The organism is Klebsiella sp. MS 92-3, from assembly GCF_000195655.1.
Classification (GTDB): domain Bacteria; phylum Pseudomonadota; class Gammaproteobacteria; order Enterobacterales; family Enterobacteriaceae; genus Klebsiella; species Klebsiella pneumoniae.
In genome coordinates, this window is record NZ_GL882721.1 from 21,930 (window position 1) to 47,457 (window position 25,528).

The 25,528-nt window shown below is 58.3% G+C and carries 25 protein-coding genes and 1 pseudogene; 10 read left to right on the forward strand and 16 right to left on the reverse strand.

Annotated features, from left to right (window positions below):
- Window positions 1–285, reverse strand: a pseudogene (locus tag HMPREF9538_RS24890) (5-methyltetrahydropteroyltriglutamate--homocysteine S-methyltransferase); the annotation flags it as partial.
- 247 nt (window positions 286–532) lie between these two features.
- Here HMPREF9538_RS24890 and metR point away from each other — a divergent pair.
- On the forward strand, window positions 533–1,486 hold the full coding sequence (gene metR / locus HMPREF9538_RS24885) for an HTH-type transcriptional regulator MetR (protein ID WP_002883415.1): 954 nt from the start codon (window positions 533–535) through the stop codon (window positions 1,484–1,486).
- On the opposite strand, the gene HMPREF9538_RS24880 is transcribed toward metR, so the two are convergent.
- The 3 genes from HMPREF9538_RS24880 to pldB form a co-directional block, all read right to left on the reverse strand.
- Entirely contained in the window at window positions 1,374–2,273 is a 900-nt protein-coding gene (locus HMPREF9538_RS24880; RefSeq protein ID WP_002883414.1) for a carboxylate/amino acid/amine transporter, read from the reverse strand. The two genes, metR and HMPREF9538_RS24880, sit on opposite strands and share 113 nt — an antisense overlap.
- Before the next feature lie 88 nt (window positions 2,274–2,361).
- Complete coding sequence (yigL, locus tag HMPREF9538_RS24875; protein ID WP_004146466.1) at window positions 2,362–3,162, reverse strand: sugar/pyridoxal phosphate phosphatase YigL; 801 nt, start codon at window positions 3,160–3,162, stop codon at window positions 2,362–2,364.
- A 44-nt stretch (window positions 3,163–3,206) separates the two neighbouring features.
- Entirely contained in the window at window positions 3,207–4,199 is a 993-nt protein-coding gene (pldB, locus tag HMPREF9538_RS24870) for a lysophospholipase L2 (protein WP_002883412.1), read from the reverse strand.
- 109 nt (window positions 4,200–4,308) lie between these two features.
- On the opposite strand from pldB, the gene rhtB reads away from it, so the two are divergent.
- Both rhtB and HMPREF9538_RS24860 read left to right on the forward strand, forming a co-directional pair.
- Window positions 4,309–4,929: a homoserine/homoserine lactone efflux protein gene (gene rhtB / locus HMPREF9538_RS24865; RefSeq protein WP_002883411.1), complete on the forward strand. Its 621-nt coding sequence runs from the start codon at window positions 4,309–4,311 to the stop codon at window positions 4,927–4,929.
- 162 nt (window positions 4,930–5,091) lie between these two features.
- Window positions 5,092–6,012, forward strand: coding sequence for an Rpn family recombination-promoting nuclease/putative transposase (locus tag HMPREF9538_RS24860; RefSeq protein WP_009483982.1), 921 nt, complete (start codon window positions 5,092–5,094; stop codon window positions 6,010–6,012).
- 44 nt (window positions 6,013–6,056) lie between these two features.
- On the opposite strand, the gene rhtC is transcribed toward HMPREF9538_RS24860, so the two are convergent.
- From rhtC to pldA, 3 genes are all read right to left on the reverse strand, one after another.
- The gene (rhtC, locus tag HMPREF9538_RS24855; RefSeq protein WP_004152056.1) at window positions 6,057–6,677 is read right to left on the reverse strand and encodes a threonine export protein RhtC; all 621 of its coding nucleotides are present in this window, start codon (window positions 6,675–6,677) and stop codon (window positions 6,057–6,059) included.
- A 61-nt stretch (window positions 6,678–6,738) separates the two neighbouring features.
- The gene (gene recQ / locus HMPREF9538_RS24850; protein ID WP_004213315.1) at window positions 6,739–8,565 is read right to left on the reverse strand and encodes an ATP-dependent DNA helicase RecQ; all 1,827 of its coding nucleotides are present in this window, start codon (window positions 8,563–8,565) and stop codon (window positions 6,739–6,741) included.
- A gap of 67 nt (window positions 8,566–8,632) precedes the next feature.
- A complete protein-coding gene (pldA, locus tag HMPREF9538_RS24845) occupies window positions 8,633–9,493 on the reverse strand; it encodes a phospholipase A (RefSeq protein WP_002883408.1) in 861 nt (286 codons plus the stop codon).
- 152 nt (window positions 9,494–9,645) lie between these two features.
- Between pldA and yigI the strand changes: the two genes are divergently transcribed.
- Both yigI and rarD read left to right on the forward strand, forming a co-directional pair.
- Window positions 9,646–10,110 (forward strand): acyl-CoA thioesterase YigI, encoded by a 465-nt coding sequence (yigI, locus tag HMPREF9538_RS24840; protein WP_002883404.1) that lies wholly within the window; start codon window positions 9,646–9,648, stop codon window positions 10,108–10,110.
- A 48-nt stretch (window positions 10,111–10,158) separates the two neighbouring features.
- Complete coding sequence (gene rarD, locus HMPREF9538_RS24835; protein ID WP_004187777.1) at window positions 10,159–11,052, forward strand: EamA family transporter RarD; 894 nt, start codon at window positions 10,159–10,161, stop codon at window positions 11,050–11,052.
- A gap of 43 nt (window positions 11,053–11,095) precedes the next feature.
- On the opposite strand, the gene corA is transcribed toward rarD, so the two are convergent.
- The 8 genes from corA to lptM form a co-directional block, all read right to left on the reverse strand.
- Window positions 11,096–12,046, reverse strand: coding sequence for a magnesium/cobalt transporter CorA (gene corA / locus HMPREF9538_RS24830; RefSeq protein WP_009483983.1), 951 nt, complete (start codon window positions 12,044–12,046; stop codon window positions 11,096–11,098).
- A gap of 150 nt (window positions 12,047–12,196) precedes the next feature.
- Complete coding sequence (ysgD, locus tag HMPREF9538_RS33280; protein ID WP_349815745.1) at window positions 12,197–12,253, reverse strand: YsgD/CorL family protein; 57 nt, start codon at window positions 12,251–12,253, stop codon at window positions 12,197–12,199.
- Window positions 12,254–12,401: 148 nt separating this feature from the next.
- Window positions 12,402–14,564, reverse strand: coding sequence for a DNA helicase II (gene uvrD, locus HMPREF9538_RS24825; protein WP_002883398.1), 2,163 nt, complete (start codon window positions 14,562–14,564; stop codon window positions 12,402–12,404).
- A 63-nt stretch (window positions 14,565–14,627) separates the two neighbouring features.
- Window positions 14,628–15,344, reverse strand: a complete 717-nt coding sequence (gene yigB, locus HMPREF9538_RS24820; protein ID WP_004146477.1) for a 5-amino-6-(5-phospho-D-ribitylamino)uracil phosphatase YigB — start codon at window positions 15,342–15,344, stop codon at window positions 14,628–14,630.
- Window positions 15,344–16,246 (reverse strand): tyrosine recombinase XerC, encoded by a 903-nt coding sequence (gene xerC / locus HMPREF9538_RS24815; protein WP_002883396.1) that lies wholly within the window; start codon window positions 16,244–16,246, stop codon window positions 15,344–15,346. The genes yigB and xerC overlap by 1 nt, the downstream gene beginning before the upstream one ends.
- Window positions 16,243–16,950, reverse strand: coding sequence for a DUF484 domain-containing protein (locus tag HMPREF9538_RS24810; protein ID WP_002883395.1), 708 nt, complete (start codon window positions 16,948–16,950; stop codon window positions 16,243–16,245). Before HMPREF9538_RS24810 ends, xerC begins: the two co-directional genes overlap by 4 nt.
- Window positions 16,947–17,771, reverse strand: coding sequence for a diaminopimelate epimerase (gene dapF, locus HMPREF9538_RS24805; protein ID WP_002883394.1), 825 nt, complete (start codon window positions 17,769–17,771; stop codon window positions 16,947–16,949). Before dapF ends, HMPREF9538_RS24810 begins: the two co-directional genes overlap by 4 nt.
- A 35-nt stretch (window positions 17,772–17,806) precedes the next feature.
- The gene (lptM, locus tag HMPREF9538_RS24800) at window positions 17,807–18,010 is read right to left on the reverse strand and encodes an LPS translocon maturation chaperone LptM (RefSeq protein ID WP_002883392.1); all 204 of its coding nucleotides are present in this window, start codon (window positions 18,008–18,010) and stop codon (window positions 17,807–17,809) included.
- Between the two features lie 146 nt (window positions 18,011–18,156).
- Between lptM and cyaY the strand changes: the two genes are divergently transcribed.
- Window positions 18,157–18,477, forward strand: a complete 321-nt coding sequence (gene cyaY / locus HMPREF9538_RS24795) for an iron donor protein CyaY (RefSeq protein WP_004146487.1) — start codon at window positions 18,157–18,159, stop codon at window positions 18,475–18,477.
- Window positions 18,478–18,525: 48 nt separating this feature from the next.
- Here cyaY and cyaA read toward each other — a convergent pair whose 3' ends face one another.
- Window positions 18,526–21,078: a class I adenylate cyclase gene (cyaA, locus tag HMPREF9538_RS24790; protein ID WP_002883383.1), complete on the reverse strand. Its 2,553-nt coding sequence runs from the start codon at window positions 21,076–21,078 to the stop codon at window positions 18,526–18,528.
- Between the two features lie 357 nt (window positions 21,079–21,435).
- Here cyaA and hemC point away from each other — a divergent pair, with 357 nt between their 5' ends.
- From hemC to hemY, 4 genes are read left to right on the forward strand one after another with little or no spacing between them, the layout of a single operon-like run.
- Complete coding sequence (hemC, locus tag HMPREF9538_RS24785) at window positions 21,436–22,377, forward strand: hydroxymethylbilane synthase (RefSeq protein WP_002883381.1); 942 nt, start codon at window positions 21,436–21,438, stop codon at window positions 22,375–22,377.
- Window positions 22,374–23,114, forward strand: a complete 741-nt coding sequence (gene hemD, locus HMPREF9538_RS24780) for a uroporphyrinogen-III synthase (RefSeq protein ID WP_002883380.1) — start codon at window positions 22,374–22,376, stop codon at window positions 23,112–23,114. Before hemC ends, hemD begins: the two co-directional genes overlap by 4 nt.
- 21 nt (window positions 23,115–23,135) lie before the next feature.
- Window positions 23,136–24,317 carry a uroporphyrinogen-III C-methyltransferase gene (gene hemX / locus HMPREF9538_RS24775; RefSeq protein ID WP_004150429.1) on the forward strand — a complete coding sequence of 394 codons (1,182 nt, stop codon included), beginning with the start codon at window positions 23,136–23,138 and terminating at the stop codon, window positions 24,315–24,317.
- 3 nt (window positions 24,318–24,320) lie between these two features.
- Entirely contained in the window at window positions 24,321–25,517 is a 1,197-nt protein-coding gene (gene hemY, locus HMPREF9538_RS24770; RefSeq protein ID WP_009483984.1) for a protoheme IX biogenesis protein HemY, read from the forward strand.
- The last annotated feature ends 11 nt before the right edge of the window (window positions 25,518–25,528 follow it).

Below are 25,528 nucleotides of genomic sequence, written 5' to 3' on the forward strand. Positions count from 1 at the left end.
GGTATCGATGTCGATGGATCCGTCTTTGTTCTGATGACGAGCCGGCACGTTGCCAAGCAGCAGGCTGGTAGTCAGAACATGGTCGTACCAGGCGAAATCCCCCACCGGCAGCAGATCAACGCCCGCCTGTTTCTGCTGCTTCCAGTGACGGGCGCGCAGCTCACGGCCTACCGCCAGCAGTTCCTCGCGAGTGGCGTTGCCCGCCCAGTAGCTCTCTTGCGCTTTTTTCAGCTCGCGGCGCAGGCCAACGCGAGGAAAACCGAGGGTGTGGTTAATAATTGTCATTTATGTTCCTCTCTTATTTCATTGAATCTGAAGAAAAAATCTCAATAGTTCGGCTTGCAGGAAGGCGGCAACGATGCGCATCCCCAGGAGCTTACTGAAGGAAGTGACTGGGGTAAGCAAGGCAGCCAACGCATCTGCAAGTCGAAATATGACGAGTTTTAGACGTCCAGATGTTTACACATCCATAATTGACAGTTACTGTATATTCCTCAAGCGCAAATTGCTCATGGCGAAGTGAAGGACTTTCATGATCGAAATTAAACATCTGAAAACGCTGCAAGCGTTGCGGAACAGCGGTTCACTGGCGGGTGCGGCAGCGGCCCTGCACCAGACCCAGTCCGCCTTGTCTCACCAGTTCAGCGATCTGGAACAGCGCCTTGGCTTTCGTCTCTTTGTGCGTAAGAGCCAGCCGCTGCGTTTTACTCCTCAGGGGGAAATCCTCTTACAGCTGGCCAACCAGGTGCTGCCGCAGATCGCTCGCGCCCTGCAGGACTGTAACGAACCACAGCAGACCCGGCTGAGGCTGGCTATCGAATGTCACAGCTGTATTCAGTGGCTGACGCCGGCGCTGGAGAATTTCCGCGCCCGCTGGCCACATGTGGAGGTCGACTTCCATTCCGGCGTCACCTTCGACCCACAGCCTGCGCTGCAGCAGGGTGAACTGGATCTGGTGATGACCTCCGATATTCTGCCGCGCAGCGGCCTGCACTACTCGCCGATGTTTGATTTTGAGGTGCGTCTGGTGCTGGCGCCCGAGCATCCGTTAGCTATGAAGACGCTGGTTACCCCGGAGGATCTGGCCGCGGAAACGCTGTTGATTTATCCCGTGCAGCGCGGGCGCCTCGATATCTGGCGCCACTTCCTGCAGCCGGCCGGCATCAGCCCGCAGCTGAAAAGCGTCGATAACACGCTGTTGTTGATCCAGATGGTGGCTGCCCGGATGGGCATCGCCGCGCTGCCGCACTGGGTGGTGGAAAGCTTTGAACGCCAGGGCCTGGTGGTCACCAAAACCCTGGGTGAGGGATTATGGAGCCGGTTGTACGCGGCCGTTCGCGATGGCGAACAGCGTCAACCGGTCACCGAAGCGTTTATTCGCTCTGCGCGGAACCACGCCTGCGATCATCTGCCGTTTGTCCGGAGTGCGGAGCGACCCAGCGGCGATGGACCCACAGCGAGGCCAGGATCACCAACGCTCCGCTAATAAAGCTCGGCCAGTGCGGCTGCTCCTGCCAGATGGCAAGGTTAACCAGCAGCCCGGCGGGGACATGGACGTTATTCATGATCCCCAGCGTGCCGGCATCCACCTGGGTGGCGCCATAGTTCCACATAAAGTAACCCAGCCCGGAAGCCACCACGCCGAGCCACACCAGCACGCTCCACTGCAGCGTGGTGGTCGGCAGCTTCTGGGCGTTGCCGAGCATAAACCACGCCGCCACCGCCACGATAAAGGCCCCGACATAGAACCAGGCAAAGGCATTGTGCTGCGGCATCGGACGCACCTCCATCAGACGCTTATACCCCACCATACCGATGGCGAAGCAGAGGTTTGACAGCTGTACCAGTAACAGCCCGGTCCAGAAATGATCGCTGACTTTGTCATAGCGGATAATCGCCGCCCCCAGCACCGCCAGCGCGGCACTCAGCAGATAGCCCCAGCGCAGCTTACGTCCGCTGAGCAGGTCGTAGATCAGTGTGATATACAGGGGAGTAAACACGGTAAACAGCAGAAATTCCGAGACCGTCAGATAGAGATAGGCGCGGAAAGCCAGCAGGTACATGATGCCTAGCTGCATCGCGCCCACCAGCATATAGAGCACGATCGTGCGCGGCGACTGGCCGCGCGTGCGCAGGAAAGGCAGGAACACCAGCGCCGCCAGGCCCACGCGCATCAGCACCGAAAAATAGCTGTCGACGCTACCGGCCAGGTATTCGCCAATCAGGCTAAAAGAAAAGGCCCACAGGATAGTGGTGATAATTAACAGCGCCACAATGGTCGTCTCGTTGGATAAAGAACAGGCATTGTAGCGAAGAGTCAGGTTGACGACTGGACACTTATTCGCCAGTCGTCAATCTTTTTCAGTCGAGGTATAGCTTACGCAGGTAGTGCGGGACAGCATCGTCGGCGTTACTGCCGATCACTTCCAGTTCCGGATGCAGATCCTTCAGCCGCTGGTGGGCGTTGGCCATGATGCAGCCTTTGCCAGCCATCGACAGCATCTCAGCGTCGTTCATACCGTCGCCGAAGGCGATGCAATCGGAAAGAGTGTAGCCGAGCATCTTCGCCACCGCCTCCAGCGCATGCCCCTTCGATACCCCACCCGCCATAACTTCCAGGCAGGTTAAGGTGGAGAAGCTGACGTTCACCCGATCGCCCCAGCGGGCGTTCATCGCCTGCTCCAGCGGCAGCAGATGCTCATGATCCTCGCAGGTAAAGAATACTTTGCTGATCCCCTGCGGATCCAGTTCGCCCGGCTCATACAGCTTGTAGTTAAACACCGCCTCCTTGAAGAAGCGCATCTCTTCCGGACGATGGCGGTTCATATACCACTCGTCTTCCCGATAAACGTTAGTGACGATTTTCGGGTCGTTACGCACGATCTCAAACAGGTCGGCGGCAATATCGCGATCGAGGTTATGGGCAAAGATTTGCTGACCATCGCTATCGTGAACGCGGGCGCCGTTAGAGGTGATCATGTACGACCGGATGCCGAGATTATCGCGGATTTGCCCGACGTCGATGTAGTGACGGCCGGTGGCGAAGACGAAATTGATCCCACGGGCGGTAAGCAGCTTCAGCGTCTCTTTGGCATACGGGGTCAGGAAATGATCGGGGGAAAGCAGCGTGCCGTCTAAATCAGACGCAACAACCTGGTACATAAAAAAGTTAACCTCTAAGCAGGGCGACGAGCGTTATCGTCGGATTAAGTATGTCGATTGAAAAACTCGACGATGGCATTGAGCGCGACTGAGCGCATAGCGTCCTTTTCAAAAAGGATCTCATGATATGCCCCTTCAATGACGAGCGGCTTACCGCCCTCACAGGGATGGCCGGCAGCGGCCCGTAATTCGCAATAGCGGTCGTGCATCAGATTATCGACCACCCGCTCCTCCTCCGCCTGTAAAAGCAGCGTCGGGGCGGTATCTTTTTCCACATTCGCCAGCACTTCGTCGCCGGCCAGCATGCCCTCACGCACCCAGTGCCAGGTCGGACCGCCGACCTGCAGCCGCGGCTCATCGGCATAGAAGCGCAGGTTGCGACGATAGCGTTGCCGACTGTGCGTCAGCACGTTAACGGCAAAAGGCAGCGCCCGCCAGCGCCCGGTGCCGATAGCATACTCTTCGCGAATGCGCTGATGGCCCTCAGCCCAGTCGAGAATATGGCGCACCATCCAGTCCGGCAGCCGAATGATAATCCCGAACATCGGCGCGCAGAGCGCTATTGCATCGCAATGCGCCCGGTAACGTTGCAGAAAAAGCGTGGCAATCGCTCCGCCCATAGAATGGGCAAGGATAAACCGTTTTCGCCAGTGTCCAGGAACCACCTGCTGCTGCCAGAGCGCGGCCAGGTCATCAACATAGTCGCTGAAGTTAACCACGTGTCCGCGGTGGGTATCTGAGAGCAGGCGGCCCGAGCGTCCCTGCCCGCGATGGTCAATGATCATCACGTCAAAGCCGCAGTGAAAGAGATCGTAGGCCACTTCAGCATACTTCACGTAGCTTTCAATGCGCCCGGGGCAAATCAACACCAGACGATCGTTATGTTGCGCGCAAAAGCGGACAAAGCGTACCGGTACATCGTCGACGCCTTTAAATTCAGCTTCTTCGCGCTGTCGCCAGAAATCCGTCAGCGGCCCCATGCTAAAGGCCGCAAACGCGTTTTCTCGTGTTTCCCAGTCCTTTTTCTGCCCAAACATCGGGTTTACACCCCTGTTAACCGCTGAAAATCGTTTTTTTACCGTGTATCACACAATGCTGACACAATAGCGTATTGTGGCATAAAAACAGACAATCAGGGAGTTTCTCATGACCATTGAGTGGTGGTTCGCCTACCTGCTGACATCAATTATTCTCAGCCTGTCGCCGGGTTCCGGAGCGATTAATACCATGACCACCTCCATTAACCACGGATACCGCGGCGCGGCGGCGTCGATTGCCGGTTTGCAGACCGGGCTGGCCATTCATATCGTGCTGGTTGGCGTTGGTCTCGGCACTCTCTTCTCCCGCTCGGTGCTGGCCTTTGAGGTGCTAAAATGGGCCGGCGCCGCCTACCTGATCTGGCTGGGTATCCAGCAATGGCGGGCGGCAGGGGCGATCGACCTGAATACGCTGGCGAAGGCGCAGACGCGCGGCAAACTGTTCCAGCGCGCGGTGTTCGTAAATCTCACCAATCCCAAAAGCATTGTTTTTCTGGCCGCCCTGTTTCCGCAGTTTATCCTGCCGCACCAGCCGCAGGTGATGCAATATCTCGTTCTGGGCGTCACCACCATCGTCGTCGATATCATTGTGATGATTGGCTATGCGACCCTGGCGCAGCGCATTTCCGCATGGATCAAAGGGCCAAAGCAGATGAAGGCGTTGAACAAAGTCTTTGGTTCACTGTTTATGCTGGTCGGGGCGCTGCTCGCCTCCGCCCGCCATGCCTGAATCATGGAATCTCGCTCGCAAAGAGAGGTTCGCGAGGTGAACGACGCTTTCTCTCTGCGCGAGCCGGCGCGCAAAGTGGGTAATTAATTTTTTTGCCCGCTGTCGGCGCTGAACCCGCCGTGCCAGGATGCCGCCAGATACGTGATTCACGGATGAACGGCAATGGCGGAAACGGCGACCCCTCATGATGCGGTATTTAAAACTTTTCTCTCACGGGCAGAGACGGCGCGCGATTTTATCGAGCTCCACCTGCCTCCGTCGTTAACACAGATCTGCAAACTGGACACCCTGCGTCTGGAATCCGGCAGCTTTCTCGAAGACGATCTCAGACCTTACTACAGCGATATCCTTTATTCGCTGGAAACCACCCGCGGTGCGGGCTATGTCCATGTTCTGATCGAGCACCAGAGCGCACCCGATAAGCTGATGGCCTTTCGCTTAATGCGCTATGCCATCGCCGCCATGCAGCGGCACCTGGAGAGCGGCCATAAAACGCTGCCTCTGGTTATCCCTATTCTCTTCTATCAGGGACGACGCAGCCCCTATCCCTGGTCGATGCGCTGGCTGGATAATTTTGCCGATCCTGAGACCGCCAGCCAGCTCTATAGCGGGGCGTTTCCGCTGGTCGATATCACGGTGATCCCCGACGACGACATCATGCAGCACCGCAGCATGGCAGCCCTGACGCTGGTGCAAAAGCACATCCGCCAGCGCGATATGGCGCAATTGCTGGATAAGTTGACCCACCTCTTAATGCTGGAGCAGATGAGCGGACAACAAATCACCGTATTGGTAAACTATATGGCTCAGGCAGGGGATGCCGAAGATACTCGGACACTCTTGTACGGGCTGGCACAGCGCGTGCCGCAGCATGGAGGATTACTGATGACGCTGGCGGAAACATGGCTTGCAGAAGGTATGGAGAAAGGCATCAGGGAAGGCGTACAGCAAGGCATAAAAGAAGGGAAACACCAGGCTCTGGTGCAGGTTGCCGAAGCGATGCGCAATCGCGGTATTGATGACCAGGCGATTATGGAAATGACCGGTCTGTCTGAAGACGAGCTGCAGCGGCTTCGCCACTGATACTTTCCCACCCGGAAACAACCGGGTGGGAAACAGCATGCCGGTTAACGCGAGATAATCAGGTGGATGCCGAAGCCCGCAAACAGCGTACCGGCGATACCGTCGATCCACTTCGCCATCCGCTGATAGCCGCGGCGCATCCCCGGCAGGGCGAACAGGCTGGCAACCACCATAAACCAGGCCAGCGTCTCAACGATAATCAGCAGGAAAATGCCCCAGCGCGCGCCGGCGCCGACGCTGTCACCCACGAACAGCGAAAACACCGAGCCGAAGTAGATAATCGCTTTCGGATTCGCCAGATTGGTCAGCAATCCCTTCACGAAGCTGCGTCCGCTGCGGGCCAGCTCCACCTGCGGCTCCGCCGAGGCCACCTTCTCTTTTTTCAGCGCGCCACGCAGCATCTGGTAGCCCATCCAGCATAGATACAGGCCCCCGCCGACCATTATAATGTTATGCAGCCACGCCATCCGGGCGAGGATCAGGTTCAGGCCGAGCAGCGCCACTCCCGCCCAGACCATGACGCCGCAGGTGATCCCCAGCACACCCATCATCGCCTCTCTGCGCGAGCGGCTGATGGCCGTTTGTGAGACAAAGAAAAAGTCCGGCCCCGGGCTCATCAGCGCAATGATATGCACCAGCGCCACGGTGAGGAAAAGCATCAGCATAGTTAACTCGCAGGAAAATAATGAAGAGAGAAACTATTCTGGCACTTTTTCAGCCAGCTGACTACTCATCGTCGCCATCAACATGCGCCCGAATCAGCGCCATAAACGGCTTCCCGAAACGCTCGAGCTTGCGTGTCCCCACGCCGTTGACGCTGAGCATTTCGCCGGCGGTCAGCGGCGATTGTTCGGCCATCTCGATAAGCGTCGCGTCGTTGAAGACCACATATGGCGGGATGTTCTCTTCGTCGGCGATCGCTTTACGTAATTTGCGCAGCTTGGCGAACAGTTTACGGTCGTAATTGCCGCCAAAGGATTTCTGCATCGCCTTTGGCTTCAGCGCCACGATACGCGGCACGGCGAGCTGCAGCGGCACTTCGCCACGCAGCACCGGTCGCGCGGCTTCGGTCAGCTGCAGCGCGGAGTGCTGGGCGATATTCTGCGTCACCAGCCCAAGGTGGATCAGCTGGCGGATCACGCTCACCCAGTGCTCGTGACTTTGCTCCCGGCCGATACCGTAAACCGGCAGCTTATCGTGGCCCATCTCTCGGATGCGCTGGTTGTTGGCCCCGCGCAGGACCTCCACCACGTAACCCATTCCGAAGCGTTGATTGACCCGGTAAATCGTTGAAAGCGCCTTGCGGGCGTCCATTAAGCCATCGTACTGCTTTGGCGGGTCAAGACAGATATCGCAGTTGCCGCACGGCTCCTGACGCCCTTCGCCAAAATAGTTCAGCAGCACCAGACGGCGACAGGTCTGCGCTTCGGCAAACGCCCCCATCGCATTCAGCTTATGCCGTTCGATATCCTGTAGCGGCCCGGCGGGTTTTTCTTCCAGACAGCGGCGCAGCCACGCCATATCCGCCGGATCGTAAAACAGCATCGCTTCCGCCGGCAGGCCATCACGCCCGGCGCGGCCGGTCTCCTGATAGTAGGATTCAATATTGCGCGGAATATCAAAATGCACCACAAAGCGGACGTTCGGCTTGTTAATGCCCATCCCGAAGGCCACCGTCGCCACCACGATCTGCAGATCGTCGCGCTGGAATTTCTCCTGCACCTCGGCGCGCACGTCGTTTTCCAGACCGGCATGGTAAGCCGCCGCGCTAATACCGCGGCTTTGCAGCCTGGCGGCGGTGTCTTCCACTTTCGAACGGCTGTTGCAGTAGATAATGCCCGATTTGCCGCGCTGCTCCTGAACGTAGCGCATCAGCTGATCGAGCGGCTTGAATTTCTCCATCAGCATATAGCGGATGTTTGGCCGGTCGAAGCTGCTGACCTGAATCAGCGGATCGTTAAGCCCCAGCAGGCGGACGATATCGCGGCGGGTGGTATCATCGGCGGTGGCGGTCAACGCCATAAACGGGATCTGCGGCATCCGCTGACGCAGCTGGCCCAGCGCGGCATATTCCGGACGGAAGTCATGGCCCCACTGCGAGATACAGTGCGCCTCGTCTACCGCCAGCATCGCCAGGTTCCAGTTCGCCAGATGCTCAAGAAAGTTATCCAGCATCAGCCGTTCCGGCGCGATATACAGCAGACGAACCTGCCCGCTGCGGCAGCCGGCCATCACCTCCTGCTGCTGCTCGCGGCTTTGCGTCGAGTTCAGACAAGCCGCCGCCACGCCGTTGGCCAGCAGCTGATCGACCTGGTCCTTCATCAGCGAGATCAGCGGTGAGACCACGACCGTCAGACCGCCCATGACCAGCGCCGGCACCTGATAGCACAGCGACTTGCCGCCACCGGTCGGCATGACCACCAGGCAGTCCCGGCCTTCGAGCGCCGTCTCGATAATCGTTTCCTGGCCAGGACGGAACTGCTGGTAGCCGAAGGTCTCTTGTAAAACCTGCTTAGCCAGCGATTCCTGATTTAATACTTCCGCCTGTGCCACGTTGACCCCATTTGCCTGAAAAGAAAACAGGCGCTATTTTCAGCGCCTGCGAGCCAGAGTGCAACGATTAAAACAGATCGTTGAGCATTAGCCCGACGCCGACGCGCGTTTGGTTAAAGTTATAGTCGATAAGCGACTCGCCATAGCCGCTGTAGATCTGCGTATAGGCGCGAACATGTTTGGTAATGGGATAGCTCACGCCAAGTTCCGCCCCGCCGTAGCCGGTGTTCCAGTTGTATTGCCCCTGCGCGCTGAGGATCGCCTCTCCCAGCTGGTAGCCCACCTTCAGCCGGTAATAGCCCATATATTTGGTGATATCCGGGTTATCATCGGTGTTGCCCACCACATACCAGGGCTTCACTTCCACCAGCCAGTTACCGTTTTGCGCCATCAGGCGGGCATAAAGCCGATTCCAGCTGCGCGAGGTGGGGTCGGAACGCCCATTCGAGTCGTGGTTATACCCCATCTCGATATCGCGCAGCGTCCAGCCGGCAAACTGGTAGTCGGTCGCAAAGCCCAAAAACAGCTGGGGTTCATAATTGGTTTCGCGAAACGGCGCCGACTCTTTGCTGTTAGAGAGCTGCCACCAGGATTTCTGGGTATAGGACGCGCCCAGCAGCGAATTATCGCCCAGGATACCGCGCCACAGCGGGAACGCCAGGCTTAGCTGAAACTTCACTTCATCTTTACGGGCATTTTCGGCCCAGTCATAACTGCGGATCGCCTCTTTATTGAGGTCGCTGGTCCACGTATAGAGCAGATAGTTGCTCTCATAAGGGTAGAGCAGGAAAGGATTATCATGGTCCTGGAGCAGGTTGGCGATAATGCTGCCGCGCACTGCCGGTTTGTCGTGTACCGACGCGTCCTGCGCCATAACACCGGCCGGTAGCGCGCACAGCGCCACCAGGCAGGCCAAAGAGATACGCATGCTGGTCTCCTGAAAAATAGTTTTTATTTTTGTTTAACCTGAAGCCATTCTACCTGTTTATTAATCACCTGCCCCCTAATCCGCTCCGAAAGTGGAAATCAATATTTTAGAAGCATAAAATCAACATTTTATTAACGAATGGAACCGGTGTTATGTCTGAACTTACTGCCGAAGCAGCCCTGAAACTGGTAGGGGAGATTTTCGTCTATCACATGCCGTTTAACCGCGCCCTCGGTCTCGAACTGGAACGCTACGAAAAAGCGTTTGCCCAGCTTAGCTTTAATAATCAGCCGATGATGGTCGGCAACTGGGCGCAAAGCATTCTGCATGGCGGGGTGATCGCCTCCGCGCTGGACGTTGCCGCTGGCCTGGTCTGCGTCGGCAGTACCCTTACCCGCCATGACACCATCAACGAAGAAGAGTTGCGCCAACGGCTTTCCCGTATGGGAACCATCGACCTGCGCGTGGACTACCTGCGTCCGGGCCGCGGCGAACGATTTACCGCCACCAGCACCCTGCTGCGCGCCGGCAATAAAGTGGCGGTTGCCCGCGTGGAACTGCATAACGAAGCTCAGGTCTATATTGCCAGCGCAACGGCCACCTATATGGTGGGTTGATTGGCCAAAATCGAGTAACATCACTCTCTTTGGCAATGGATTTTACCGATGGATGCGAAACAGACGCGGTTGGGGATCATTCTGGCCCTCGCCGCCTACTTTATCTGGGGTATCGCGCCAGCGTACTTCAAACTTATCTACTATGTTCCCGCCGATGAAATTTTGACCCATCGCGTGATCTGGTCTTTCTTCTTCATGGTGGCGCTCATCAGCGTCAGCCGCCAGTGGCCACAGGTGAAAAAGCTGCTGAAAACGCCGCGCAAGATCTTCCTGCTGGCGCTCTCGGCAGTGCTGGTCGGCGGTAACTGGCTGTTGTTCATCTGGGCGGTGAATAACCACCATATGCTGGAAGCCAGCCTCGGCTACTTTATCAACCCGCTGGTGAATATTTTGTTGGGGATGATTTTCCTCGGCGAACGCTTCCGTCGTCTGCAGTGGCTGGCGGTGCTCCTCGCCTTTTGCGGCGTGCTGGTCCAGCTGTGGACCTTTGGTTCGCTGCCGATAATCGGTCTTGGGCTGGCTTTCAGTTTTGCCTTTTACGGCCTGGTGCGAAAGAAAATTGCTGTCGATGCGCAAACCGGCATGCTGGTGGAAACGCTGTGGCTGCTGCCGGTGGCGGCAATCTGGTTGTTCGGCATCACCGACAGCCCGACCAGCCATATGGGCGAGAACCCCTGGTCGCTCAATCTGCTGCTGATGGCCGCGGGCGTGGTGACCACCATCCCTTTGCTGTGCTTTACCGGGGCGGCAACGCGTCTGCGGCTCTCCACGCTGGGCTTTTTCCAGTACATCGGCCCAACGCTGATGTTCCTGCTGGCGGTGACGTTCTACGGCGAAGTGCCGGGCAAGGATAAAATGGTGACCTTTGGCTTTATCTGGGTCGCGCTGGCGGTGTTTATCGTCGATGCGCTGTATACCCAACGCCGGTTGCGCAGAGGCTAAGCCTGCATCAGCCAGTAAAGAAGGGAGCCGACGCTCCCTTTTTTTACAGCCAGTTTTTACGCTTGAAGTAGAGATATGGCGCCAGGCCGGCCAGCATCATAAACACGATGGCTCCCGGATAACCAAAGCTCCAGTGTAGTTCGGGCATAAATTCAAAGTTCATCCCGTAACTGGAGGCCACCAGAGTTGGCGGCAGGAATACCACCGAGACCACCGAGAAGATCTTGATGATGCGGTTCTGCTCGATATTGATAAAACCCATCGCCGCCTGCATCAGGAAGTTCACCTTCTGGAACAGCGATTCGTTGTGCGGCAGCAGAGATTCGATATCGCGCAGGATCTCCCGCGCCTGCTCCAGCTGGCCCGCCGGCAGGCGCGCCTTGCGCACGAGGAAGTTCAGCGCGCGCTGGGTATCCATCAGACAGAGTCGCCCCTTCCAGCCGATATCTTCCAGTTCCGCCAGCGTCGACAGCGCTTCGTCGTACTCGTCGCCCTGATGGCCTTCCATAATGACGCGGCTCAGCTTTTCCAGGTCGCTGTAGATGTTTTCAATTTCATCCGCCAGCTGCTCGATTTTGGTCTCGAACAGGTCGAGCAGCAGTTCGTAGGCGTTGCCGTCGACCAGCGTCTGGTTACGCACGCGCATACGGTAGAGGCGGAAAGCGGGTAGTTCGCGCTCGCGCAGTGTGAACAGGCGGCCTTCGCGGATGGTAAACGCCACGGTAGAGTTGCCGGCGTGATCGTCGGCATCTTCAAAAAAGAAGAACGAGTGGATGTGTAACCCGTCTTCATCTTCAAAGAAACGCGCGGAGGCTTCGATATCTTCCAGTTCCGGGCGCGTCGCCAGGTTTTGACCCAGTTCCGTCTGCACGCGGCTTCGCTCATCGTCGTCAGGCTCGACCAGATCGACCCACACCGAGCTGGCGAGGTGTTTGATCTCATCGGCTTCCAGGCGCGTTAAACGATTGTTTTCCAGTTGAAATGCGCTCAGCATGACCGGGACTCCCAATGCAAAAAAATTATCGGACAGTTCGGTGGGCACACAGAAACAAATTGGGTTTCAGACCATTAAGCCTGACTCAGCGCGACGGGAATGGGGCAGGTCGCTGACAACCGCTAAGGCTATCAGCATAAGAGGATAGCCTTAGGAGTTGTTCCTGAATGACAGGAAGTTGAGCCAGCATCTACTGGGTGTGTCCAAGGCGAATGTCCTCTTAGCGTAATCGTGCGCGCATGTTACGCCAGCGCAAAATCGGCGTCAACACGCAACGGAACGCGAAAGCGCAAATCAGGCGCCTTAACGTATAAAGGTAGCAGAATATTACAAAATAATGATATTTTTCTTAAAGTTACACTGCCTCCAGCCGGGCGTAAGCCGCCACCAGCCATTTGATTCCCTGGCCCTGAAAAGCCACCTGCAGTCGGCTGTGCTCGCCGCTGCCTTCGAGGTTGACAATAGTGCCTTCGCCAAACTTCGGATGCCGTACGCGCTGGCCTAACTTGTAGCCGGTATCGCTCTCGGCAATCGGCGCGCCCAGTCGCTGATGGTTTACCGGGCGGCTCACCGTGGCTCGCAGACGCACTTCTTCTACGCACTCCTGCGGCAGCTCGCCGATAAAGCGCGACGGGCGGTGATAAACCTCTTTCCCGTACAGACGGCGGGTTTCCGCATAGGTCAGCGTCAGCTTCTGCATGGCGCGCGTTACGCCGACGTAGGCCAGGCGACGCTCCTCCTCCAGGCGGCCGCCTTCATCTAGGGCCATCTGGCTCGGGAACATCCCTTCTTCGACGCCGACGATGAACACCTGCGGGAACTCCAGCCCTTTCGCCGAGTGCAGGGTCATCAGCTGAACCGCGTCCTGCCAGGTGTCCGCCTGCCCCTCGCCCGCTTCCAGCGCGGCGTGGGAGAGGAACGCCTGCAGCGGCATCAGATCTTCATCTTCTTCGTTGTAGCTGAACTGGCGCGTCGCCGTCACCAGCTCCTCTAAGTTTTCAATACGGGTCTGGCCCTTCTCGCCTTTCTCCTGCTCGTACATCGCGCGCAGGCCGGAGTCTTTAATCACCCGATCGGTCTGAACGTGCAGCGGCATATCGGTGGTCTCCTGCGCCAGCGCGTCAATCAGCTCCATAAAGCGCTGCAGGGCGCTGGCGGCGCGACCGGCCAGCGCTTTTTCTTTCAATAGCTCGCGACTGGCCTGCCACAGCGTCAGCTGGCGATCGCGCGACGTCTGGCGCACCACGTCCAGCGTGCGGTCGCCAATGCCGCGGGTCGGCGTATTAACCACTCGCTCGAACGCCGCGTCGTCGTTGCGGTTGGCGATAAGGCGCAGGTAAGAGAGCGCGTCTTTGATTTCCTGACGCTCGAAGAAGCGCATGCCGCCGTAGATACGGTACGGCATGCTGGCCTGCAGGAGGGCCTCTTCCAGCACGCGCGACTGGGCGTTACTGCGATAGAGAATGGCGCATTGCTCCAGCGCGCCGCCGTTCTCCTGCCAGGTTTTAATTCGGTTCACCACAAAGCGCGCTTCGTCGAGATCGTTGAAGGCGCAGTACAGCGAAATCGGCTCGCCGTCGGCGCCGTCGGTCCACAGCTTTTTGCCCAGCCGACCGTTGTTGTTTTCAATCAGGGCGTTGGCAGCGCTGAGAATATTGCTGGTCGAGCGATAGTTCTGCTCCAGGCGGATGGTTTCCGCGCCGGGGAAGTCGTTGAGGAAGCGCTGAATGTTCTCGACCTGCGCGCCGCGCCAGCCATAAATCGACTGGTCATCATCGCCAACGATCATCACTTTGCCGGTATCGCCCGCCAGCAGGCGGATCCAGGCGTACTGGATGTTGTTGGTGTCCTGAAATTCATCGACAAGGATATTGGTGAAACGCTCACGATAGTGCTGCAGGATATGCGGTTTGTTCAGCCACAGCTCGTGGGCGCGCAGCAGCAGCTCGGCGAAATCCACCAGCCCGGCGCGGTCGCAGGCTTCCTGATAGGCCTGATAGACCTTCTGCCAGGTCTGCTCGACCGGGTTGCCGTAGCTCTGAATATGATGCGGGCGCAGCCCTTCATCTTTCTGGCTGTTGATGTACCACATCGCCTGGCGCGGCGGCCACTGTTTCTCATCGAGGTTCATCGCCTTAATCAGACGCTTCAGCAGACGCAGCTGGTCTTCGCTGTCGAGGATTTGGAAGTCCTGCGGCAGGTTGGCATCCAGATGGTGCGCGCGCAGCAAACGGTGCGCCAGGCCGTGGAAGGTGCCCACCCACATGCCGCCCTGGGTGGTGCCCATCAGCTGGCCGATACGGTGACGCATCTCCGCCGCCGCTTTGTTGGTAAAGGTCACCGCCATAATGGAATACGGGGAACAGTTCTCCACGCTCAGCAGCCAGGCGATACGGTGCACCAGAACGCGCGTCTTACCACTGCCCGCCCCTGCCAGAACCAGCATATTGGTGCGCGAGGCCGCTACGGCTTCACGCTGTTTGTCATTAAGGCTGTCGAGCAGGTAAGAAACGTCCATTGGCACCGCCGGAAGAGAAGGGGTTCCACGAACCCCTGTTAATATATACAGAGTGACTGGTGATTATATCAGCGAGGTCAGAGATGCCAACCGTGAAATTTCAATATGCGGCAGCAGGCGGCTGTCCGCGGTGTGCATCAGGTCCGCGCCTTGCGGTTTGATCCAGCAGGCCTGCATCCCACAGCGAATAGCGCCGGCCACGTCGGTGGTCAGATCATCGCCGACGTGCAGAATCTGCCCGAGCGGCACATTCAGACGCTCCGCCGCAAGGTGGTACATGTCGGCAAACGGCTTGGAGCGGCCATCCGGCCCGGCGCGCAGCACGAAGCGGAAATAGTCGCTCAGACCGAACAGTTCCGGGCGGGCGTTGCCATTGGTAATCGCCACCAGCGGCCACTTCTCCGCCAGCTTCGCCAGCGTATCGTGGGTCTCCTGCGGAACATCGACGCGGCTGCGCCAGTGAGCGAAGTGTTCCATCGCCGCATCGGCCCCCGCTTTCGCCGCTTCGGCGGAGAGCCCGGCATTACGCATACCTAACTCCAGCGCACGGTGGCGCCAGACGGTCACGTCATGATAAATCTCAGGTTCAGCAGCCAGCAGCGTCTGACGCAGCTGATTAAGCTCATGGGCGTCGAACTGGCTGAGCGAAGGATGGTAGCTGCGCACAAAGGCCAGCGACTCGTGCATCGTCCGGTCAATCACCGGGCGGTTATCGTAAAGGGTATCGTCCAGGTCAAACGTCAGCGCGGAAATCTGGCCCAGAGGTCGGTAAAAACGCATTATTTCCCCCGTTTAGCGCGCGGATGCGCGGCATCGTACACCGAGGCAAGGTGTTGAAAATCAAGATGGGTATAGATTTGGGTGGTGGAGAGGTTAGCATGCCCCAGCAGCTCCTGCACGCCGCGCAGATCGCCGCTCGACTCCAGCATATGGGTGGCAAAGGAGTGGCGCAGCTTGTGCGGGTGCACATGGCTGTTCAGCCCCTGCTTAATGCCCCACTCGGCGAATCGCTTCTGTACGTTACGCGCCGAAATACGTTTGCCCAGCTTCGACAAAAACAGCGCGTCGTCGTCGGTACCGAACAGGCCGCGCAAATCCAGCCAGTGCTCAATCCATGCCACCGCGTTGCGACCGATCGGTAAACGGCGCTCTTTGCTGCCTTTGCCCATCACCCAGACCTCACCGCTTTCGAGATCGAGGTGTTTGATATCCAGGTTGACCAGTTCGGACAAACGCAATCCCGCGCCGTACATCACCTCCAGCATCGCCCGATCGCGCACCGCCAGCGGATCGTTGAGATCGATATCCAGCAGTCGATTGACGTCATCGACGTCAATATTTTTTGGCAGGTGGCGGGGAATTTTCGGCGCGGCAATCCCCTTCGCCGGATTGGCGCTGAGCTCGCCCTGGCCGACCAGCCAGTCGAAGAAACTGCGCAGCGCCGACAGGCGAAGCGCCAGGCTTGCCGGGCCTAACCCCGCGCGGCGACTACGCACCGCAAAGCTTCGCACCTGAGCGGCATCGCACTGCGACCAGCTTTTCAGGCCCGCCTCATCCGCCAGGGCGATCAGCGCGTCCAGCTGTCGCTGGTAATTCAGTAACGTGATCGGGCTGAGCTGGCGTTCAACGCCAAGATGGCGAAGAAAGCGGGCGACGGCGGAGAAGAGAGGAGAATCGGTCATGCGCGTTCAATCCAGCGCTCCAGCAGGCCGGGCAGCATCTGGGCAATCTCCTGCAACAGCTGCGTCCCCTGCCCTGGCTGATAATGCTGCGCATCGCGGCTGCTGAAGAGCATCACCCCCGGGGCATTATCGCCCCCCAGCAGCGATATCGCCACAGACCCAATGGCCTTCGCCTCCGGCAGCACCACCAGCAGCTCCGGGCCGTTCAGCGGTCCAAGATAGTGGCGCGCCTGGCCCAGACGTTGAATACGGATCGGCTCAAACGCCTGCCGGTTTAATGCCAGATGGGTAAACTTCGAGGGCGCGCCGAGGCGCCAGCAGTCAGGAAACAGGCGCACCGTGGCGCCCGCCAGCCCCAGCTCGCGTGCCCAGCGGTGAAGGCGGTTGAGCATATCGTCAAGGCTCTCCGCCGCCGCCAGCCGCGTTTGCAGCTGCAGCAGGCGCTGGAACAGGCTTTCATTAGCGACCGCCTGCTCCATCAGCAGCGACATATTTTCTTCCAGCACATGAATATGGTTACGCGCCCGCATCATGTGCCACTCCACCAGCGAAATCGTACCGCGGACCGGATGCGGGACGCGGAGATGTTCGACCTGGGCGGCATTACGAATAAAAAATTCAGGATGTTGCAACAGATAGTCCACCACTGCGCGATCGTTCAACGCGCTGGCAACCTCCTGCTGTTCTTCCCCGATTGGTTTCATAAATGAATAAATCCATCATAGACATGGGCCGCCGGGCCGGTCATAAACAGCGGCTGGCCCGGGCCTTTCCAGGCGATATCAAGACGACCGCCGGGTAATTCCACGCGTACCGTTTCCGCCAGCAGCCCCTGCTGGATCCCCACCGCCACCGCGGCGCAGGCGCCGCTGCCGCAGGCCTGGGTTTCCCCCGCGCCGCGTTCGTAGACGCGCAGACGGATATGAGACCGACCGACCACCTGCATAAAGCCGATATTGGCGCGCTCCGGAAAACGCTCATGGCTTTCCATCACCGGGCCGAGAGTTTCCACCGCCGCCGTATCCACATCATCAACCTGGATGACGCAGTGCGGATTTCCCATGGACACCACGCCGCACAATACTGTCTGCTCGGCGGCACGCATGATATAGGTCTTTTCCGCTTTGTTGGCGCGGAACGGCACCTGGGACGGCTCGAAGTTGGGCTCGCCCATGTTCACCCGCACCAGATCGTCTTCCGTTACGCTTAATACCATACGCCCGTTGGCCGTACTCACGCGGATATCACGTTTATTGGTCAGGCCTTTCAGCCGGACGAAGCGGGCAAAACAGCGCGCGCCGTTGCCGCACTGCGACACTTCGCTGCCGTCGGCGTTAAAGATCCGGTAGTGGAAATCCAGATCCGGATCGTAGGGCGGTTCGACGACCAATAGCTGATCGAACCCGACGCCAAGGTGGCGATCCGCCAGGCGGCGAATCAGCTCCGGCGAGAAAAAAACATTCTGCGTTACCGCGTCAACGACCATAAAATCGTTGCCAAGGCCATGCATTTTAGAGAACTGCATCATCTACTCCAGTTGCGCGGAACAGAACGTTATCGTTAGTAATTGACCTGGCTCGGACCACCGGTATCGCCACGATCGTTACGATCCGGCGTTGCGCTCTGAATGCCAGGGTTAACCGGTTTGGTCGGCGGCGGCGCGGTTTTGTCCGCCGGTGGGAAATAGAGAGGCCCTTTCAGACCGCAGCCGGTCAGGCTGAAGATCGCAAACAAAACGGCAAGCGTAGGAAAAACGTTTTTCATTGATAGTTGCCCGTGATTCATTCTTTCTGCTTTCTATCATCGCAGGAGAAGACGTAAAAGCAAGCCTTTAGCATCCGACTGCGCGCGCTTTTGTTTCGCGCTATACTGCGACCCATCTTCAAAAATCAAAAAAGCAGAATCAAATTATGAACGACAGTGAATTCCATCGCCTGGCCGATAGCCTGTGGATGACCATCGAAGAACGTCTGGACGACTGGGACGGCGATAGCGACATCGACTGCGAAATCAACGGCGGCGTGCTGACCATCAGCTTTGAAAACGGCAGCAAAATCATTATTAACCGTCAGGAGCCGCTGCACCAGGTGTGGCTGGCCACCAAACAGGGCGGCTATCACTTCGATCTCAAAGGCGACGAGTGGATCTGCGATCGCAGCGGCGAAACCTTCTGGGATCTGCTGGAGCAGGCGGCGAGCCAGCAGGCCGGTGAGGCGGTGAAGTTCCGTTAATGACGTGTTTCCCGGATAGCGGCGCATCGCGCCTTATCCGGGCCAAATCTACGAGTAGCGCTGCTGCAGCACCGGCGAGGCGGTAACGTCCTGGCTGGTGGGTATCGCGGCGGCAATCGCCTGGGTGCGGAAAGGGATCACCTGGGTGCGCCCGTCTACTTCGACAATCTGATAGAACTGCGGCAGGTTGAAGTTGATGAAGCTGGAGCCGTAGGTGAAACGATCGTGCGATGACGAATAGAAGCGGCTGACGTCGCGCACCAGCTCCTCTTTACTGCCCTCGCAGTGATGATAGACCTCGGCGCGGTTGCTCTCATCAAGAATATAGATGTTAAAGCCGCTGTCGTTGTTATCCGCGTCTTCAAAGAAGAACTGAATAATCCCTTCGCTGGCGAAGCCATCCACCACCGCCGGCAGCTTAACGTGATTGGTTTCCACCTGCACCGACAGCCCGTGCAGCTTGTTGTGCGAGATAGCGCCGTAGAACTCAATGGCGTTTTCCAGCTTCTGCACCGAAACGTTAAGCCGCTCGAAGAACAGCCCCCACGTCTGGCCGGAGACGCGCAGCGCTTTGAAGCGCCCGGTATCCTGGCGGGTACTGGAGAGACGCAGTTCGATACATTCGGAGATCATCTGCTGCACGCGGGTGCGGATCAGGCCGCGCAGGTGCTGGCTATAGCAGAACACCTCCACGCTGTCCGGCGGCGCGGCGTCCTGGTGCATTTTGCCGAGGATCGTTTTCAGCGCCTCGATCATCGCCTGCTCGCCGTTAAAGTGCAGCGTACGCACTTCGTTCCACGAGTTGCGATACAGCAGGTCGACGCTGCCGATCAGGCATTTTTGCTCTTCGCCGAAGCTGAAAACATCCAGCTTACGGAAATCGAAGTGCACCACCTGGTTGCGGAAGGCCGCGGTTGGGTCATATTCGAGGTTGACGATAATCGCCAGGTGGCGGATTTCGCACGGGCTGTACAGCGCCTTTGGCGTCGGCGCCGGCAGGCGCAGCGGGAAGTGGTGCGACACGTCAGCCACCATCTCCTGCAGCTTCGCCAGATCGACGATGCCGTTGCCCTTAATAAACAGGCGGGTGCGTGAGGTCAGCAGGCCGTTAAACCAGGCCCAGGCCACCAGCTTATTAAGATAACGGTTATATTCCAGCGGCTGATGGCTGATGATCGATTCCATGTCCGGCGCGCGGTTGTACAGATACCAACCGGTACGGTTGGCGCGGCCCGGCGGCACGTGGATAAAGGTCAGGTTCGGTTCCGACAGATCCGGCGAAATTTGCGGGTTTACCAGCGTCACTTTCCCCGGCAGCGCTTCAAAGGCCGCATACAGCTTACGGGTCAGCACGCCAATATCCTGCGGGCTGGCGGAGACGCTAAGGTTATTGCGCCGCGCGAAGCGGATCAGATTACGATAGCTCTGCATCATGGCGTCGAGCAGTTCGTTGTGCGCCTTGCGCACTTCATCGATTTTCCAGTTGGCGCGGTTGTCGAGCATCATCAGACGCTTTTCGTCCCAGCCCCAGGCATTCACCAACTGGCTGACGACTTCGCGACGCCAGCCGACGCAGGCGCGTTCGCGGCTGAGTTTTTCACAAACTTTCAGGTAGAAGCAGCGGCGCACCAGATCGAGGCGGGTTTCATCTTCGATGGCCTGCAGATAGGTGGTCACGCGCTCCAGCATCATGCAGTACGGGTCGAGGCCGAAGGAGACAATCTCCCCGTCGTGCAAACGCTGTTTGATATCTTTCGCTAACAGGCGGTTATTGGGGTATTCCCAGGAGTAGGCTTCCAGCAGCAGCGTTTTCAGCACCGCTTTATAGGGGGAGTCGATACTTTTATACAGCTGCCACAGGCTGGCGCCGAAGTACTCTTCCGCCGACAGCGAACTGAGGCCGCCGAGATCGAGCCATTCGTTAGGCGTCAGCACGCCCTGGGCATACAGCCCCATCACGTAATCATCGTAATGCTCTTCTTCATCGCACGGCACCATATTCCACAGAATACGCTTGCCGGCGAGGCGCACCGCGGTGCGGTAGAACTCATCAAGCAACAGGATATGCTGGGTCGAACCGCAGTCTTCGCCGCCGAGGCTACCGCTTTCGTTATGACGGAAACGGTTTTCGTCGATCAGGAAGAAGCTGACTTCCACGCCGAGCGAGGCAGCCCAGCTCTCAAGCAGGCTGCATTTTCGCTGCAGCAGCTGGCGCTCTTCGCTATCCAGCCAGGCCTGGTGACATACCCAGATATCAAGATCGGAAGAGCAGCTCTGGCCGACGGAGGAAGTACTGCCCATCGAGTAGACGCCGGTGATCGGCAGCTCGCCTTTCGGCGGCTCCTGAGTCTGCATACCGCGATGCAGTTCCAGTTCTTCAAGATAGTGGCGTTGGGTTTCATCAGGCGTGTAGAGGCAAATGCCACGGGGAACGTTACCGTCAAGGTAACCCGGCATCAGCGGGTGATGATAATGTAATAACGTTGGCAGTAGACTGTAAACCTGCTGGAAAGCGGGTCCCATGGCAGCAAGCGCGCGATCCACGCGCAATTGGTTGATGGCATCCAGTCTCTGTTTCAGTGTCTCAATATAGAGGTACAAGACATATCGCCTGATGTTCAAAAACCCGAGGTACAATAGTACGGAGGATTTCAGTATTTCAACAAAAACCGTCACCATTCGTCGTCGGTGTGGTTGTGATGAGCAGCGGACTGACAAATGGTTTAAAACGTGATCAATTTAACACCTTGCTCATTGACCGTAAAGAAAGATGCGCTACATACAAGTGTAGCACCGTTTATTACCTGTAAATTCCTCACTACGCCTCCGGCAACCGCCACGCGCATGAAAGGTTAAAAAAGAGTGGGCCGGAGCCACCTCCCACATAAACCGTGAAAACTAACATCCGTAAGACAACAATGTTAGGATGGATAGTGGTCGATAATGACGGTAACAAGCATGTTAGACAAAGTTTTGAAAATTGCCACACGGCAAAGCCCGCTTGCGCTATGGCAGGCGCAGTATGTTAAAGCGCGCCTGGAACAAGCGCATCCCGGACTGAAGGTCGAGCTGGTGCCGATGGTCACGCGCGGGGATGTCATCCTTGATACTCCGCTGGCAAAGGTGGGGGGCAAAGGCTTATTTGTGAAAGAGTTAGAGCTCGCCATGCTCGAAGGGCGCGCCGATATCGCCGTCCATTCGATGAAAGATGTGCCGGTGGAATTCCCGGAGGGCCTGGGGCTGGTGACTATCTGCGAGCGCGACGATCCGCGCGACGCGTTTGTCTCCAATCGCTATGCCTCGATTGACGAACTGCCGGCCGGCAGCGTCGTTGGCACGTCAAGTTTACGCCGTCAGTGCCAGCTGGCCGCCACCCGTCCGGACCTGGCGATCCGCTCTCTGCGCGGTAACGTCGGTACCCGGCTGAGTAAGCTGGATAACGGCGAGTACGACGCCATCATCCTCGCCGCCGCCGGCCTGAAGCGCCTGCAGCTGGAAGCGCGTATTCGCCAGCCGCTGTCGCCTGAGCAATCTCTGCCGGCGGTCGGCCAGGGCGCGGTCGGCATCGAATGCCGTCTTGATGATGCATGGACCCGGGGGCTGTTAGCGCCTCTCAACCATACGGAAACGGCGGTGCGCGTGCGCGCCGAGCGGGCGATGAACACCCGCCTCGAAGGCGGCTGCCAGGTGCCGATCGGCAGCTATGCGGAACTGAAGGACGGGGAACTGTGGCTGCGGGCGCTGGTTGGCGCTCCGGATGGTTCACAGCTGGTGCGCGGCGAACGACGCGGGCCAGCGGAACAAGCGGAAGCCCTCGGCATCTCGCTGGCGGAAGAGCTTCTGGATAATGGCGCCCGCGAGATTCTCGCGGCGGTTTATGATGGAGAAGCCCCGCGATGAGCATCCTGGTCACTCGTCCACTACCGCAAGGAGAAGCGCTGGTCAGCCGTCTGCGGGCCATGGGACGCGTGGCCTGGAGCTTTCCGCTGATAGAATTTACGCCTGGCAGGGAGCTTCCCGCGCTGGGCGATGCGCTTGCCCGACTGGGGCCCGACGATCTGCTATTTGCGCTATCCCAGCATGCGGTGGAATTCGCCCATGCCCGTCTGCAGCAGCAGGGCCTGCCCTGGCCCACTTCTCCGCGCTATTTTGCCATTGGCCGCACGACGGCGCTGGCCCTGCATACGGTCAGTGGGCAGCATATCCATTACCCGTTAGATCGGGAAATTAGCGAAGTCTTGCTACAATTACCTGAATTACAAAACATTGCCGGGAAAAATGCGCTGATCCTACGCGGCAATGGCGGACGGGAACTCTTAGGCGCGACGCTGACCGAGCGCGGCGCCAGGGTCACATTTTGTGAATGTTATCAACGTAGTGCAAAACATTACGATGGCGCAGAAGAAGCGATGCGCTGGCAATCTCGCGGAGTCACCACGCTGGTGGTCACCAGCGGCGAGATGCTGCAGCAGCTATGGTCGTTAATACCGCAATGGTATCGCGAACAGTGGCTCCTGCACTGCCGCGTTGTCGTTGTCAGCGAACGTCTGGCCCTTCAGGCCCGGGAACTGGGCTGGCAGGAGATTCAGGTTGCCGATAGCGCCGACAACGATGCGCTGCTACGCGCATTACAATAACTCTCAACATTGGAAGCCATAATGACGGAACAACAAAATCAATCCGCCGTGGTTGAAGAGACCAGGGAGGCCGTGGAGACCACACCACAGCCAGAGAACACTGAGAAGAAGAAGGCAGGCAATAAAACCAGCCTGGCGCTCAGCGCGATCGCTATCGCCATTGCGATAGCCGCCGGCATCGGCCTGTATGGCCTGAATAAACAACAGGCCACGCGGCAAAACGCAACTACCTCTGAATTAGCAAGCCAGGTCGCGGCGCTGCAAAAAGCGCAGGAAAATCAAAAAAGTGAACTGGAAGGTGTTATCAAACAGCAGGCCGACCAGCTAAACGAAGCCAAACACCAGCAGGAGACGCTGGCCAAACAGTTGGATGAGCTGCAGCAAAAAGTGGCGGTGATTTCCGGTAGCGATGCCAAAACCTGGCTGCTGGCCCAGGCCGACTTCCTCGTCAAGCTGGCGGGACGTAAGCTGTGGAGCGATCAGGATGTCACCACCGCCGCCGCGCTGCTGAAAAGCGCTGACGCCAGCCTCGCCGACATGAACGACCCAAGCCTCATCGGCGCCCGCCGGGCGATCACCGACGACATCGCCACCCTCTCCGCGGTAAGCCAGGTGGACTACGACGGCATGATCCTCAAGGTTAATCAGCTGGCGAACCAAATCGATAACCTGCGGCTGGCCGATAATAACGATGACGATTCGCCGATGGACGCTGATAGCGATGAGCTTTCCAGCTCTATCAGCGAATGGCGCGTCAACCTGCAGAAAAGCTGGCAGAACTTTATGGACAGCTTTATCACCGTGCGCCGCCGCGATGAAACGGCGGTCCCGCTGCTGGCGCCGAATCAGGATATCTATCTGCGGGAAAATATTCGCTCTCGCCTGCTGGTCGCCGCGCAGGCAGTTCCGCGCCATCAGGAAGAGACCTGGAAACAGTCGCTGGATAACGTCTCGACCTGGGTACGCGCCTATTATGATACCGATGACGCCACCACCAAAGCCTTCCTCGACGAGGTGGATAAGCTCAGTCAGCAAAGCATTACCATGACGGTGCCGGAAACGCTGCAGAGCCAGGCGTTGCTGGAAAAACTGATGCAGACCCGAGTGCGCAACCTGATGGCGCAGCCTGCCGTTACCGCGGGCGGCGCGCCTTCGCCCGCACCTGCTGCGCCGGCCGCCCCCGCTGCGCCGCAAGGAGAGTAACGCATGCTGAAAATTCTTTTACTCTTCGCACTGTTGATCGCCGGGATCGTGCTTGGCCCGATGATCGCCGGGCATCAGGGCTACGTCCTGATCCAGACCGATAATTACAATATCGAGACCAGCGTGACCGGGCTGGTGATCATCCTGATCCTCGCCATGGTGGTGCTGTTCGCCATTGAATGGCTGCTGCGCCGCATTTTCCGCACCGGGGCGCATACGCGCGGCTGGTTTGTCGGCCGTAAACGCCGTCGCGCGCGTAAGCAAACCGAGCAAGCGCTGCTTAAGCTGGCGGAAGGTGATTACCAGCAGGTTGAGAAGCTGATGGCGAAAAATGCCGATCACGCCGAACAGCCGGTGGTGAACTATCTGCTGGCGGCGGAAGCGGCCCAGCAGCGCGGCGATGAAGCGCGGGCCAACCAGCATCTGGAGCGCGCCACCGAGCTGGCGGGCGATGACCTGATCCCGGTGGAAATCACTCGCGTTCGCCTGCAGCTGGCGCGTAATGAAAATCACGCTGCGCGCCATGGCATCGATAAGCTGCTGGAAATTACCCCGCGTCATCCGGAAGTGCTGCGCCTCGCCGAACAGGCATACACCCGCACCGGCGCCTGGCAGTCGCTGCTGGACATCATTCCGTCGATGGCGAAAGCTAACGTCGGCGATGAAGCGCACCGCGCGGCGCTGGAACAGCTGGCCTGGGTTGGCCTGATGGATAAAGCGCTGGCCGATGGCGGCAGCGAAGGACTACGCGAATGGTGGCGCAACCAGAGCCGTAAAACGCGGGCGATGGTGCCGCTGCAGGTGGCGATGGCCGAGCGCCTCATCGAGAGCGACGATCACGATACCGCGCAGCAAATTATCATTGATGGTCTGAAGAAACAGTATGATGACCGTCTGGTGATGCCGATCCCGCGTCTGAAGACCAATAACCCGGAACAGCTTGAGAAAGTGCTGCGCCAGCAGATCAAAGCCGTTGGCGACCGTCCGCTGCTGTGGAGCACCCTGGGCCAGTCGCTGATGCGGCACGGCGAATGGCAGGAGGCCAGCATCGCCTTCCGCGCCGCGCTTAAGCAGCGTCCGGATGCCTTTGATTACGCCTGGCTGGCGGATGCCCTGGACCGCCTGCATCAGCCGGAAGAAGCCGCCGCTATGCGCCGCGATGGACTGCTGCTGACGCTGCAGAATAATCCTCAGCCATAACCTGGCATGGG